The sequence below is a fragment of the Lentzea roselyniae genome, assembly GCF_039537795.1.
Classification (GTDB): Bacteria; Actinomycetota; Actinomycetes; order Mycobacteriales; family Pseudonocardiaceae; genus Lentzea; species Lentzea atacamensis.
Window position 1 is genome coordinate 95568 of the sequence record NZ_BAABBE010000020.1, and the last position, 13862, is coordinate 109429.

The window sequence follows — 13862 nt, forward strand, 5'->3', positions numbered from 1 at the left end:
GGTCGCGCCAACCCGTTGAAAACGCTCTCAAGCTCGTGAGAGCGTGCCCAAACGACGGTTGACACCCTCGTAACGCCTGCGTTCAATGCCTGTCAAATATCCTATAGGATCAGAGATCCGAGGAGTTGGCGTGGCAAAGGTCCTGCGGGCCGAGGCGTTCCAGGTCGACGTTCCGGTCGAGACGTTGCGCACCGACGCGGTCCAGCAGTTCGTCAAGCAGGAGACGGTTTTCGTCGAGATCACGACCGATGACGGCCGCACCGGACTCGGCTACGCCTACACGATCGGCACGGGCGGCAGCGCCGTGCTCGCCCTCCTGAAAGACCACCTGCTGCCGCGGCTCGAAGGCGCCGACGCGCGCCGGATCGAGGCGATCTGGCAGGACCTGTTCGCGAGCACGCGGTCGACCACGGTCGGCGCGATCACCTCGCTCGCGTTGGCCGCCGTCGACACCGCGCTGTGGGACCTGCACTGCCTGCGCGCCGGGGAACCGTTGTGGCGCATGGCGGGCGGCTTCCGGCAGGAGGTGCCGTTGTACGACACCGAGGGCGGCTGGTTGCACCTGCCCACCGAGGAGCTCGTCGCGGGTGCCAAGGAGACCGCCGCCCAGGGCTGGCAGGGCATCAAGATGAAGGTCGGCAAGCCCGATCTGACCGAGGACGTCGAGCGTCTCGACGCCGTCAGGGAAGCGGTCGGCGAGCGGTTCGCGATCATGGTGGACGCCAACCAGTCCATGACGTCGGCCGAGGCGATCCGGCGCGCGGACGCCTTCAAGCACGTCAACCTCGCCTGGCTCGAAGAACCGCTGCCCGCGGACGACGTCAGCGGGCACGCACGGCTCGCGCGGACGACGCCCATCCCGATCGCGGTGGGGGAGTCGCTGTACTCGGTGGCGCAGTTCCGCGAGTACCTCGAACGCGGTGCCGCCTCGATCGTCCAGGTCGACGCGGCGCGGATCGGCGGCATCACGCCGTTCCTCAAGGTCGCGCACACCGCGGAGGCGTTCAACGCCGACGTCTGCCCGCACTTCCTGATGGAGCTGCACGTCAGCCTTGCCGCCGCGCTGCCCAACGGGAAGTTCGTCGAGCACATCCCGCAGCTGCGCGCGATCACCAGGGGTGAGCTGACCGTCCACAACGGACACGCACTCGCCCCGGACACGCCAGGTCTCGGCATCGACTGGGACCGAGACGCCATGGAAGACCTGCGGGTCGCCTGAAACGAAGGAGTGGTCTTGAGAGCGTTAGGTGTCGTTGCCGGCCTGCTCGCGTCACTGATCGCGGTTCCAGCGGCCCAGGCCCAACAGCAGGCGCCCGTGCTGGGCGAGAAGCCTTACATGGGCTGGAGCAGCTGGACCCTGCAGGCGACCAACTACCCCGGGGTGAACCCGGACGGTCCGGCCAGCTGGCTCAACGAGAAGAACGTGCTGGCGCAGGCGGACGTGCTCGCGGCGAAGTACAAGAAGCACGGCTACGACCACGTGAACGTCGACGCGGGCTGGCTGGGCTCGTTCGACGAGTACGGGCGGCCGGTGGTGGACGCCAAGAAGTTCCCGCGCGGCTTCAAGTGGCTCGGAGAGTACGTGCACGGCAAGGGTCTCAAGTTCGGCTCGTACCTGGCGGTCGGGCTGGACCTCAAGGCCTACAACGACGGCAGGACGCCGATCTACAACGCGCCCGGCTGCACCACCAAGGACGTCGTCTACCCGGACCTGCGCAGGACCAACGGGTGGGACATGGCCTACAAGATGAACTTCGACAACCCGTGCTCGCAGAAGTACGTCGACTCGCTCGCGCAGGTGCTCGCGGGGTGGGGCGTCGACTTCCTCAAGCTCGACGGCGTCGGCCCCGGCAGCTTCAAGGGCGGTGAGAACTACGACAACACGAGCGACGTGAAGGCGTGGAACGCCGCGCTCAAGCGCACCGGCCGCCCGATCCAGTTCCTCATCTCCTGGGCGCTGAGCCACCGCCAGGCCGACGTGTGGAAGGCCAACACCAACGGCTGGCGCGTCGACACCGACGTCGAGTGCTACTGCAACACGCTCGTCACCTGGAACCAGTCGGTGAAGCAGCGCTGGAACGACGTCGTGCAGTGGATCGACGACGCCGGTCCCGGCCGCTGGAACAACCTCGACAGCCTCGCCGTCGGCAACGGCCAGATGGACGGCATCACCGAGGCCGAGCGGCAGAGTTACATGACGCTCTGGGCGATCTCGTCCTCGCCGCTCTACATCGGCGACGACCTCACCAAGATCGACGACTACGGCCACCAGCTGCTCACCAACGACGAGGTCATCGCGATCAACCAGGCGGGCCTCCCCGCCCGTCCGGTCGACCAGTTCTCCGACCAGCAGGTCTGGTACGCCCGCAACCGCGACGGCAGCTACACCGTGGCGCTGTTCAACCTCGGTTCCAGGCCCGCCACCGTCACCGCGGACTTCGCACAGCTCGGCATCAACGGCACCGCCAAGGTCCGCGACGTGTGGTCCCGCAAGGACATCGGCCAGGCCAAGGGCTCGTTCAGCGCCGACCTGCCGGTGCACGGCACGAAACTGCTGAAGATCACCCCACGCACCGCCGTCTCGCCGGGCGTGGTGCAGGGCACCGGTGCCACGCCGACCAGCGTCTCGCTCAAGTGGCAGGGCAAGTCCGGTGTCCGCTACGACGTCTACGCGGGCGGCAAGAAGGTCGCGACGACCACCTCGACGAACGTGACGGTGACCGGCCTCACTCCGGCGACCTCCTACGAGTTCACCGTGGTGCAGAACGGCAGCCGTTCCAAGCCGGTCTCCTTCGTGACGCCGAAGGAAACCGTGACGTACGAGGCGGAGAAGGGCAGCCCCGCCGGCGGCGCGACCGTCTACGGCTGCGCGTGCTCGAACGGGTCCAAGGTCGGGTTCATCGGCGGTAGCGGTGTTCTCACGATGCCGACGGTGACCGTGCCGCGCGAGGGCACCTACCTGGTCGAACTGTCCTACGTGGACGCGAGTTCCAGCAGGACGGGCATCGTGACGGTGAACGGCACCAGCTTCAAGCTGCCCGTCGCCGGCTCCAACGACGACAACTGGAACCTGCCGCAGAAGGTCACCGTCCCGATCTACCTGCTGGCCGGCGACAACACGATTCGCTTCGGCAACCCCGACGACTCCGTGTTCGACGTCGACAGCATCCGCATCTAGCCCGAGACCAGGAGGCGTCGTGGTGACAACCGTGCAAGACTCCAGCGCCCAGGTCGTGCGTGGACCTGCCACCACGGCGCCTCCGCCTGAACCTCGGCGGCGCAAAGGCCCGGCGTCGCGCCGCGACGACACGTGGGTCGCGTGGCTGCTGGTCGCGCCGGCCATCCTCGGGTTCGGCGTGTTCTTCGCCTATCCGATGCTGCGCGGCATCTACCTGAGCTTCACCGAGTTCCACATCCTCACCCCGCCGGTGTGGACCGGGCTCGCGAACATCCACGAGCTGATCAACGACGGCAGGTTCTGGCACTCGCTGGGCGTCACCGCGTACTTCGTCGTCCTGTCGGCGGTTCTCGGTGTCGGTGTCTCGCTGGTCACCGCCGTCGTGCTGCACCGCCTGGGAGTCAGCACGACGGTCCGCGGGCTGATGATCCTGCCCTTCCTCATCTCCGGTGTCGTCACGGCGCTGGTGTGGACGTGGATGCTCGACCCGCAGCTGGGCATCGTGAACCAGCTGATCACCCGGGTCACCGGCGAGCCGGTCATGTTCTTCGGCTCCGACGCCTGGGCGGTGCCGACGCTGGCCGCGCTGAACGTGTGGAAGACCATGGGCTACAACGCGGTGCTCATCTTCGCCGGCCTGCAGACGATTCCCGCGTCGATCTACGAGGCCGGGCGGATCGACGGCGCGTCGGAGTGGCAGATGTTCCGCTCGCTCACGCTGCCGTTGCTGCGGCCGATCCTGGTGATGGTCGTGATCCTCAACGTCATCAGCGCGACCCAGGTCTTCGACATCGTCCAGGTGAGCACCAAGGGTGGTCCGGCGGACGCCTCGCTGGTGCTGCAGATGTACATCTACGACAAGGCTTTCGGCCAGTTCGACTTCGGTTACGCCGCCACCATGTCGCTCGCCCTGTTCCTGTTGCTCGTCACGGTGACCTTCACGCAGCTGCGGATGGCGCGTGCGGGTGAGTCGGACACGAACTGAGGAGCTGCGGTGAAACTCGGCAAGGCTGTCGCCTGGAGCTACCTGATCGTCGTCCTGCTGATCACGATCTTCCCGTTCTACTGGATCCTGCGAACCGCGCTGTCCAACAACTTCGCGATGTCCACGGACCCGTCCTCGTTGCTGCCGGTGCACTTCACGTGGGGTCCGTTCAAGCGCGCACTGGGGCTCGCCACGCCCGCTGAGGCCGCGGCGGAGGGCGGCTCGGGTGCCAAGATCGACCTTGCGCTCGCGTTGTGGAACTCCGTTGTGTACGCGGGACTTCTGACGCTCTGCACCGTCGTGTTCTCCGCTCTGGCGGCTTATGCGTTCGCCAGGCTGCACTGGAAGGGCCGCGATGTCGTCTTCGGCGTGCTGCTGACCGCGCTGATGGTGCCCTCGGTGTTCACGCTGCTGCCGAACTTCGTTCTGATGAAGGATCTGGGGCTGCTGAACACGTTCGGCGGCATGATCCTGCCCGGCGCGTTCTTCTCCGCGTTCAACATCTTCTTCCTGCGGCAGTTCATGCTCGGGCTCAGCAACGAGGTCGAGGAGGCCGCGATCATCGACGGCGCCGGGCCGTTGCGGGTGTGCTTCCGGATCGTGCTGCCGATGAGCGTCGCGCCGATGGCGACGCTGACGCTGCTGACGTTCATCACCACCTGGAACGACTACTTCTGGCCGTTGCTCGTCACCAACGACGAGTCGGTCCGCCCGCTCACCCTCGCGCTCGCGGTGTTCAAGCAGTCGTCACCGCAGGCGTCGCTGGACTGGGCGGGCTTGATGGCGGCGACGCTGGTCGCGGCGCTGCCGATGCTGCTGCTGTTCCTGGTGTTCGGGCGGCGGCTGGTCAACTCCATCGGGTTCACGGGGATCAAGTGAAACTGCACTGGGCTGCGGCGGCAGGGGAGTGGACCGAGGCGGTGCCCGTCGGGAACGGACGCCTCGGCGCGATGGTGTTCGGTGGGGCCGGGCGGTCCCGCGTGCAGGTCAACGACGCGACCGCGTGGTCGGGAACGTCGGACGGACCGTCTCGGGCCCTGGCCGATGTGCTGGCTTCCGGCGCTGGTCCGGAGCGGCTCGCGCAGGTGCGCTCGGCGATCTTCGGCGGTGACCTGGAGCAGGCGACTGAGCTGCTGATGTCGTTCGAGGGTTCGTACAGCCAGACGTTCCTGCCGTACGTGGATCTGTGGGTCACGCTGCCCGAGGGCGAGTCACACGGTCGCACCCTGGATCTGAGCACCGGCGTGGTCACCGAACGGCTGACCATCGACGGCAACGAGGTCGTCCGGCGGGTTTGGACCTCGGAAACGGCGCTATGTGTGGAGATCGCCGGCGCGGTGCCGCTGGAGGTGGAGCTGACGACGCCGTTGCGCGAGGTGTCGCGCGACGGGTTGTTCCTCGTCGTCGACCTCCCGATCGACTCGGCGCCCAAGCACGAACCGCAGGTTGACGCGCCGGTCTACGGTTCCGGCGAGCGCGGCACGGTGTCGGCCGCGGTGAAGCGGACTCCCGATCGCTGGCTGCTCACGCTCACCAGTTCCACCACGACCGAGTCGCGGTGGAGCGGCACCCGCCGCAGCAACCGCCAGACGCTCATGGACGCGTGCGACGTCCGGTTCGGCGATCTCCCGGACGTGATCGACGTGCCAGAGCTGTTGTCCGGCAAGGACGAGCAGCTCATCGCGTCGGTGCTGTTCGCGTACGGCCGCTACCTGCTCGTCTCGTCGTCGAGGCCCGGCGCGCCGCCCGCGAACCTCCAGGGCATCTGGAACGCCGAGCTGCGACCGGCGTGGTCGTCGAACTACACGATCAACATCAACACCCAGATGAACTACTGGGCGGCGGAGGTCACCGGGCTCGCCGAGTGCCACGAACCGTTGCTGGAGTTGCTGGAGAAGCTCGCGGTGACCGGCGCGGAGGTGGCGCGCTCGTTGTACGGGACGCGCGGCTGGGTGGCGCACCACAACACCGACGCGTGGGGCTGGGCGCTGCCGGTCGGCATGGGCCACGGCGCGCCGTCGTGGGCGATCTGGCAGATGGGCGGCGCGTGGCTGGTCCAACACGCCTGGGACCACTACGACTTCGCCCGCACCTGGTCCACGTTGGAGCGAGCGTGGCCGTTGCTGCGCGGCTGTGCGGAGTTCTGCCTCGACTGGCTGGTCGAGGGCCCCGACGGCTACCTCGACACGTGCCCGTCGACCTCGCCGGAGAACTGGTTCCTCGACGCTGCCGGCACACCACAGGCGCTCAGCTGGTCCGCGACCATGGACGTGGTGCTGATCAGGGCCGTGTTCGAACGAACCCTGGCGCTGGCACTGGCATCGGGCCGCGCCGATCCGCTGCTCGCGGAGATCTCGGCCGCGCTGCCGCGCCTGCGACCGGTGCCGGTCTTCGACGGGCGGCTGGGGGAGTGGGTGGCCGACCTGCCGGAGGAAGATCCGATGCATCGGCACCTGTCGCACCTGGTGTCCGTGTACCCGCTCGGCCAGATCGTCGCGGGCACGCCGCTCGGGGACGTCGTGGCGGCGTCGATGGACCGGCGCGGCAACGGCGCGATGGGCTGGTCGTGGGCCTGGAAGATGGCTCTGAGGGCCCGGTTGGGCGATGGAGAGACGGTGCGTTCGCTGTTGTCCGAGGCCTCACAGGCGTTCACCGGCGACCGGCACCGGGACGCGCCGTTCGACGGCTCGGAGTGGGGCGGCCTGCTGCCGAACCTGTTCAGCACCCACCCGCCGTTCCAGATCGACGGCAACTACGGCTTCACCGCCGCACTCGCGGAAGTCGTGGTGCAGAGCCACACCGGCGTGATCGACGTCCTGCCGGCGCTGCCTTCCGGCTGGTCTCGCGGCTCGGCTCGGGGGCTGCGCTGCCGGGGAGGCCTCGCCGTCGACGTGTCGTGGCACGACGGGGACGTCCTCGTGCGGGTGCGGCGGTTGTCCGGTGAGGCAGCGGAGGTCGTGCCGGTGAGCATCAGCGGAGAGGTCACCGACGTCGTGGTGAACGACGTCGTGGAAGTGCGCGGGAGGATCTCGTGCTGACCGACCTGGACCTGGGCTCCCTGTGGGCGTACCGCAGCTCGTACCGGCGGCCCGCCGACTTCGACTCGTTCTGGGACTCGACATTGGCCGAGGCGCGTTCGCTGGAGCTGAAGGTCGAGGCGGTACCGGTCGACACGCCCCTGCGGACCCTCGACGTCTTCGACGTGACGTTCCCGGGCTTCGGCGGAGATCGGATCCGCGCCTGGTTGCGGACTCCGCGCGGTGCGTCCGGACTGCCCGCGGTGGTGCAGTACCACGGATACGGCGGCAACCGGGGGAGCGCGGCCGAGAACCTGACGTGGGCGAGTGCCGGGTTCGCGCACCTGCAGGTCGAGGTGCGGGACCAGCGTGGTGGCACCGGCTTCATGACCCGCGGGATCGCCGACCGCTCCACCTACTTCTACCGGCGGGTTTTCGTTGACGCGGTGCGCGCGGTGGACGCCGTGCGGGCGCTGGGTTCCGCTGACGTCGCCGTGATCGGCAACAGCCAGGGCGGAGGAATCGCGCTGGCGGTGGCCGGGCTGGTGCCCGACCTGGTCGCTGTGCACGCGCAGGCACCGTTCCTGTGCGACTTCCGCCGCGCGCTGAACGTCTGCGGCCGCCCGCCCTACACCGAGCTCACGACCTACCTCGCCGAGAACCGCCGTTCCTCCGTCTTCCCGACTCTGTCCTATTTCGACGGTGTCGGGTTCGCCGCCAGAGCGATCGCCCCCGCCTGGTTCTCGATCGGCCTGATGGACGACATCGTGCCGCCCTCCACCGTGTTCGGCGCCTACCACGCCTACGCGGGTCCACGCCAGATCCAGGTCTGGGAGCACAGCGCTCACGAGGCGGGCGGCTCCGACGACCTCGACATCGCACTCGACGCCTTCCGTTCCCGACTGGAGATGCCATGAAAATCGCCGCCTTGGCCGCCGTGACAGCGCTCGTGGTCGCGGGCTGCGGGAGTTCCGCAACGGGCTCCGGCAACACCGTGAACTGGTGGACCTGGGACGACAAACAGGCAGTCGCCTACGGCGAGTGCGAGAAGGCGTTCGAGGCCGCCAACGCGGGCGTCGACGTGAAGATCACCCGCTACAACGTCGACGACTACTTCACCAAGCTCACCGCCGGTTTCGTCGCGGGCACCGCGCCCGACGCGTTCCAGAACTCCGTGCAGTTCCTCCAGGCCTACGCCTCGCAGCACCAGCTGATGCCGCTCGACGACCTCATCGCCAAGTCCAACCTGGACCTGAAGAAGTACTCGGTCGGCGTCGACACGTGGAAGTTCACCGACGGCAAGCAGTACGCGCTGCCGCTGGACTGGGCCGCCGCCGGCATGTACTACAGCGTCGGCGCGCTGACCAAGGCCGGTGTGTCCGAGGCAGACGTCGCCCAGATGACGTGGAATCCGGACGACGGCGGCACGTTCGACAAGATCGCGGCGCGCCTGACGGTCGACAAGAACGGCAAGCGCGGCGACGAGCCCGGCTTCGACAGGAACGCCGTCGCCACCTACGGCGTCGGCGCCATCGCCGGCCGCAGCTTCATCGGCGAGACGTCATGGGCGCCTTTCGTCTCGACACTGGGCTGGCGGCTCGGCGACAAGGACCAGTGGCCCACCAAGTTCAACTACACCGACCCGCGCTTCACCAAGACCATGAAGTGGGTGACGTCCCTGACCGACCGCGGCTTCTCGCCGAAGCTCGGCACCTTCACCACCGGCAACCAGTCGACCATCTCCGACATCGACCTGGTCGGCTCCGGCAAGGTCGCGATGACGGTCGGCGGCTCCTGGTCCGCACCGTCGTTCGGCAAGATCCCCGGCGTGAAGGTGGGCATCGCGCCAACCCCGCTCGGCCCTTCCGGCAAGCGCTCAGTGCTGTCCAACTCCAACGGCAACAACATCTGGGCCGGCACTCGCAATCCTGACCTGACCTGGAAGTGGGTCAGCTACATGGGCAGCGAGGAGTGCCAGACCAAGGCCGGCGCCACGGGCACGTTCTTCCCGTCGATTCCGGCCGCCATGGACAACACCGTCACGTCGATGAAGTCGCAGGGCGTAGACCTGACCGTCTTCAACCAGTACGTGAAGGACGGCGTGCTCTACCCGTCCACCGCCTACGCGAACGGCTCGGCGATGCAGTCCGCCGAACAGCCGCTCTTCGAGGCGTACTTCGGCGGCCGGCGCTCAGATGACGTGTTCGCCGAGATGGAACGCGTCAGCCGAGAGATACTTGCCAAGAGCTGACAGAGGAGTGGTGTTGCGGATACCGAGCAGGCGCGTGCTCGCGGACGACGTCTACGAGCAGATCCGTGCGCTGATCATGAGCGACGGCATCGCGCCGGGGGCCCGCGTCAACATCGACGAGGTCGCCCGCCAGCTCGACGTGTCCCCGACCCCGGTCCGCGAGGCGCTGGCCCGCCTCGAGTCCGAAGAGCTGGTCAGCAGGCTCCCGTTGCGCGGCTACCGCGTGACGGAACTGCTGAACCGCAAGCAGGTCGACGACCTCTACGCCCTGCGCCTGCTGCTGGAACCGCCCTCCGCGGCGCTGGCAGCAGGCCGCATGACGCCCGAGAACGTCGCGCTGATCCAGGAAGAACTGGCCACCTGCCCGGCCGCGCCCGCCGACGACGCCTATGACGACTACAAAAACCTCACCGCCCACGACCAGAGGCTGCACGAGCTCATTCTGCGGATCGCGGGCAATGACGCGGTGTTGCAGGCCTTTGCCAAGACGCACTGCCATCTGCACCTGTTCCGGTTGAACTTCCAGCAGCCGTTCGGGGTGCAGACCATCACCGAGCATCGCGCGATCGTGGACGCGCTCGTCGCGGGGGATGCGGTGGGGGCCAGCGACGCCATGACCGTCCACCTGGAGGTGGCGCGGGCTCGTTTGCTGGACCGGATGTAGGCCTGTTCTTTCAACCGCGATGGCGAACCAATCGCAAAGGCGAAGCCGAGCCGGGCAGGGCAATGCCACACCGTACAACCGGTAATTCCCGCACCCGGACGTCCTACGTGCCCACGTACGCAGGCGATTGGGGCTTGACTTTGGGTGCGAGGTGCCGATCGTGCTCGATCGGCCGGGCGCTTCACATGCCCGGCTTTTTCAGGCCGATGAGCGCCTCGCAAGGGCCCCGAAGTCAAGCCTCGATCGCTATCGTCGCGAAGCGGCGATGAAGTGACCCGGCTCGTCAAGGCCCACGCAACCATCTGCGCAAGGTGACCACCCGCACTGCAAGCGACCACTCCGCTGAAACCGGTGCCCACCACAGCAACGGCGTCAGCCTCCGCCACGCAGCTGGATCCCCAACCCCAGTCGAACGGCGAAGCCGGCCACTGTCGAATCCAGTCGAACGGCACAACCCCCGATCGGCCCGTCCTGACGCCTCCCGCGACCTCCCGCAGCCCCGTCGCCCGACGATGAAACAGCCGACCCGCAACGCCCGGCAAATGCCACTTGATCAGCGAGAACTCCAAGCGCCACAACCTTAAATGCATTTAAAAACGAACGTGGTCTAGTCCGATTTGAACCCCGTCCGTGACCTCGCCGTAGTCATCGGTACAACACCGATCGACCCCCCGAGGAGAATCGAATGGGCGCTCGACACCGCAAGCCCGCCATGATCGGCGCGGGCGCCATGCTCGCGGTCGCTGCTGTCGCCGGTGGCATGTTCGCCTTCAGCGGCACCGACTCGAACGCGGCTGAGGACTGCGGCGGACTTGACCAGGCCCTGCAGAACAACCTGAACTTCATCGCCGGGCAGCAGGCGAACCCCGACGCTCAGTCGGACGCTCGCATCGCCAACCGGCAGGCGGTCGTGAACCTGATCAACCAGCGTCGCGCGGCGGCCGGCTGCGGCAACCAGGTCGAGGCGCAGAAGCCCCAGCAGGGGCAGGCTGCCACGTCTGGCGAGGACTGCGGTGGGCTGGACAAGGCGTTGCAGAACAACCTGAACTTCATCGCGGGGCAGCAGGCCAGCCCGGACGCGCAGTCCGAGGCGCGCATCGCGAACCGGCAGGCCGTGGTCGACCTCATCCAGCAGCGGCGCAAGGCGGCGGGCTGCGAGGGTGACGGTGGCGCGGGCAACGCCGGACAGGGCAACAACGCCGGCAACAACAACCAAGGCAACAACAACGCCGGCAACAACCAGGGTCAGGCAACGGCCCAGCCCGCCCCCGAGCAGCAGAACGGCGGCGCGTCCGGCCGGCAGGTCTGCAACGGTTCGACCGTGACGCTGTCCGGCGAGGGTGGCGCGCCCGCCGCGTCGAGTGGCGAGTTCCCGATCGGCACCACGCTGAAGGTCACCAACCTGGACAACAACAAGTCCACCACCGTCAAGGTGGCGTCGGTGTCCGGCAGCTGTGCGTTGCTGAACAACGCGGCCTTCGAACAGGTTCGCGAGCCCGGCAAGTTCCTGATCCGCCGTGCGCGGATCGAGAAGATCGGCTGACGACTGTCCACAACGGACGGGCATGCCCTGGCGCGGGGTGTGCCCGTCCGTTGTGCTGTGCGGCGGTGTCCGGTCAGCGGTGTCTGGTCAGCGGCGCGCTCAGATGAGATCTTGGTCTTCCCGGCCCGACGGGGAGGAGCGAGGCCAAGTGACCGAGAATGCGACGCCGGCGGCGCCGTCGGTCTTTCGAAACGTGGCTTTCCTGCGGCTGTGGACGGGTACGACCGCGTCGGGGCTCGCGATGTGGGCGCTGCCGTTCGTGCTGGGCCTGGCCGTGCTCGAACGCTCGATCACGGCCGTCGAGCTGGGGGTTGTGCTGGCCACCAGAACGGCGGGGTTCCTCGCCGCGGTGCCCGTCGCCGGGGTGCTGGCCGACCGGCATTCACGCCGGGGCGTGGTCTTCTGGTCCTGTGTGACGGCGGCGGTCGCGACACCCGTCATCGCGGTGGGCATGGGGAGGTCGCTGCTGCTGATGGCTGTCGCCGCGACGATCGTCGGAGCGGGGCAGGGTGCGTGCCGGCCCGCGTTCCAGGCGCTCGTGGCGGAGGTGGTGCCGGAGTCCGGGCGGCAGCAGGCCAACGCGGCGATCACGCTGGCCGTGCGGGTGATGTCGTTGGTTGCGCCGAGCATGACCGCGCTCGCGTCACTGCTCGTGGACGCACGCGCGCTGCTGGCGCTGACCGGGGTGGTGTGGCTGTGCGCCGCGCTCGTGCCACCCGCTGGGACGGCCGGACCGGCGCCGATCAGCACTCGGGCGGGCTTTGTCGCCGACTTCGTCGAGGGCATCAGGGAGGCTCGCCGCCATCCGTGGTTTCTCGCCGGGCTGGGCGCGCTGACCGTCGTGATCGCCACCGGCTATTCCGCGTCGGCCGTCCTGCTGCCGGTGGTGAGCAGGGACCGTTACGGCGCGGAGGCGGTGCTGGCGGCCGCCACGACCGCGTACACCATCGGCGCTCTCGCGGGTGCGGCGCTGATCGCCCGCTGGCGGCCGCGTGCGGCGGGATGGGTCGCGCTGGCCGGACTCGGCTGCTACGGCCTCATACCGCTGTGTCTGCTGCTACCGGTGCACCCGTTCGTCCTGATCGCCGCGTACGCCGTCACGGGGATCGGCATCGAGCTTTTCAACGTGCCCTGGTTCACCGCGACGCAGCGCGAGGTCGAACCCGGCAAGCTCGCCCGTGTGTCCTCTTTGGACTTCCTGCTGTCGTACGGGCTGGCGCCGGTCGGACTGGCCTTCATCGCGCCCGCGGTCGACCAGTTCGGGGTGAGCGCCGTGCTGGGTGGCTGTGCGGTGATCTGCTTCGCCGCTCCCGCGGCCGCCGCGCTGGTCCCGTCGTCGCGGGGGTTCCGCGCCAGGGCGTGACCTCACCAGTCCCAGCGGAACCCGCGCACTCCCGGCTGCACGTCGAGGGAGACGTCCAGCAGCGTCCGGCTCGGTTCCACCTGCGAGTTGTCGGCGAGCTGCACGACTGAGGCCGGCGCCGCCCCCTCGAAGGTCAGCTCCAGCACGTACTCCCGCGTGGGCAGCCGGAACGCGCGCTCGTAGCTGAAGGCGAGCGGGGAGAGCTCCTCGTCCTGGTTGACGAGCTCGTGCTCGATCACGATGCTCTCACCCTTGCGCAGCACCCGGTCGAACATCAGTTCGGCGACCAGGAAACCCCGGTCCTCGTCCTGCACCAGCCGCCCGATCTCGCAGTTCTTCAGGGCGCGCAGCTCTGGCAACGGCCGGCCGTACTCGTCGCTGTTCATGATCACGACCCAGCGGTCCGGCCCGTTCATCGACGCCGACAGCACCTGCCGCGACCGGAAGGAACGCTCGGTCCGGTCCGCCCCGACGGTCACGAAGTCCTGCTGGCTGACCCGGATCAGCTGGTCGTCCCACCGCGTCTCCACGTCGAGCAGCGCGTGCTCGACGTGGGACGGGTCCGGCCAGAACGCCGACATCGGCGCCGGAGCCTTGCGCAGCCACCGGCCACGCGGCCTGGGCGGCCCGAGGAGCTCGGAGAGGTGCCCGGGAGGCACCTGCAGGATGTGTTCCAAGTGGACGACGGCCTGCAGCGACTTCATGCGCTCCGGCCGGCTGCGGCCCGTCTGCCAGTAGCTCAGCGTCGTCATGGAGACCGACACGCCGTGCTGCGCCAGGTGTTCGCGCAGGCGCTCCAGGCCGAGACCGCGATTCGTGATCGCCGTCCGGAGCGCCTCCGCGAACTCTTCCACGCAGGTC

11 protein-coding genes are annotated in these 13862 nt (G+C 68.2%); 10 read left to right on the forward strand and 1 reads right to left on the reverse strand.

The window, feature by feature from the left end:
- The first annotated feature begins 130 nt into the window (after positions 1-130).
- The 10 genes from ABFX45_RS30960 (at position 131) to ABFX45_RS31005 (ending at position 13001) form a co-directional block, all read left to right on the forward strand.
- Positions 131-1219, forward strand: coding sequence for a mandelate racemase/muconate lactonizing enzyme family protein (locus tag ABFX45_RS30960; protein ID WP_211337421.1), 1089 nt, complete (start codon positions 131-133; stop codon positions 1217-1219).
- A gap of 15 nt (positions 1220-1234) precedes the next feature.
- On the forward strand, positions 1235-3178 hold the full coding sequence (locus ABFX45_RS30965; RefSeq protein ID WP_346133737.1) for an alpha-galactosidase D: 1944 nt from the start codon (positions 1235-1237) through the stop codon (positions 3176-3178).
- Positions 3179-3200: 22 nt separating this feature from the next.
- On the forward strand, positions 3201-4163 hold the full coding sequence (locus ABFX45_RS30970) for a carbohydrate ABC transporter permease (RefSeq protein ID WP_346133739.1): 963 nt from the start codon (positions 3201-3203) through the stop codon (positions 4161-4163).
- 9 nt (positions 4164-4172) lie between these two features.
- On the forward strand, positions 4173-5042 hold the full coding sequence (locus ABFX45_RS30975) for a carbohydrate ABC transporter permease (protein ID WP_109638077.1): 870 nt from the start codon (positions 4173-4175) through the stop codon (positions 5040-5042).
- Positions 5039-7201, forward strand: a complete 2163-nt coding sequence (locus tag ABFX45_RS30980) for a glycosyl hydrolase family 95 catalytic domain-containing protein (RefSeq protein WP_346133742.1) — start codon at positions 5039-5041, stop codon at positions 7199-7201. The genes ABFX45_RS30975 and ABFX45_RS30980 overlap by 4 nt, the downstream gene beginning before the upstream one ends.
- Positions 7195-8097, forward strand: a complete 903-nt coding sequence (locus tag ABFX45_RS30985) for an acetylxylan esterase (protein ID WP_346133744.1) — start codon at positions 7195-7197, stop codon at positions 8095-8097. Before ABFX45_RS30980 ends, ABFX45_RS30985 begins: the two co-directional genes overlap by 7 nt.
- The gene (locus ABFX45_RS30990; RefSeq protein WP_346133746.1) at positions 8094-9431 is read left to right on the forward strand and encodes an ABC transporter substrate-binding protein; all 1338 of its coding nucleotides are present in this window, start codon (positions 8094-8096) and stop codon (positions 9429-9431) included. The genes ABFX45_RS30985 and ABFX45_RS30990 overlap by 4 nt, the downstream gene beginning before the upstream one ends.
- 10 nt (positions 9432-9441) lie before the next feature.
- Positions 9442-10095, forward strand: a complete 654-nt coding sequence (locus ABFX45_RS30995) for a GntR family transcriptional regulator (RefSeq protein ID WP_346133748.1) — start codon at positions 9442-9444, stop codon at positions 10093-10095.
- An 889-nt stretch (positions 10096-10984) separates the two neighbouring features.
- Positions 10985-11638: a hypothetical protein gene (locus tag ABFX45_RS31000; RefSeq protein ID WP_428834205.1), complete on the forward strand. Its 654-nt coding sequence runs from the start codon at positions 10985-10987 to the stop codon at positions 11636-11638.
- 22 nt (positions 11639-11660) lie between these two features.
- Positions 11661-13001 (forward strand): MFS transporter, encoded by a 1341-nt coding sequence (locus tag ABFX45_RS31005; RefSeq protein ID WP_346133752.1) that lies wholly within the window; start codon positions 11661-11663, stop codon positions 12999-13001.
- A 2-nt stretch (positions 13002-13003) separates the two neighbouring features.
- Here the strand turns inward: ABFX45_RS31005 and ABFX45_RS31010 are convergent, their stop codons facing one another.
- Positions 13004-13855, reverse strand: a complete 852-nt coding sequence (locus tag ABFX45_RS31010) for an XRE family transcriptional regulator (protein WP_233439665.1) — start codon at positions 13853-13855, stop codon at positions 13004-13006.
- Positions 13856-13862: the final 7 nt, after the last annotated feature.

Bases quoted from the DNA above. Each gene is read 5' to 3' on its own strand.
- ABFX45_RS30990 (WP_346133746.1), top strand. From the start codon at position 8,094: ATGAAAATCGCCGCCTTGGCCGCCGTGACAGCGCTCGTGGTCGCGGGC.
- ABFX45_RS31005 (WP_346133752.1), top strand. From the start codon at position 11,661: ATGCCCTGGCGCGGGGTGTGCCCGTCCGTTGTGCTGTGCGGCGGTGTC.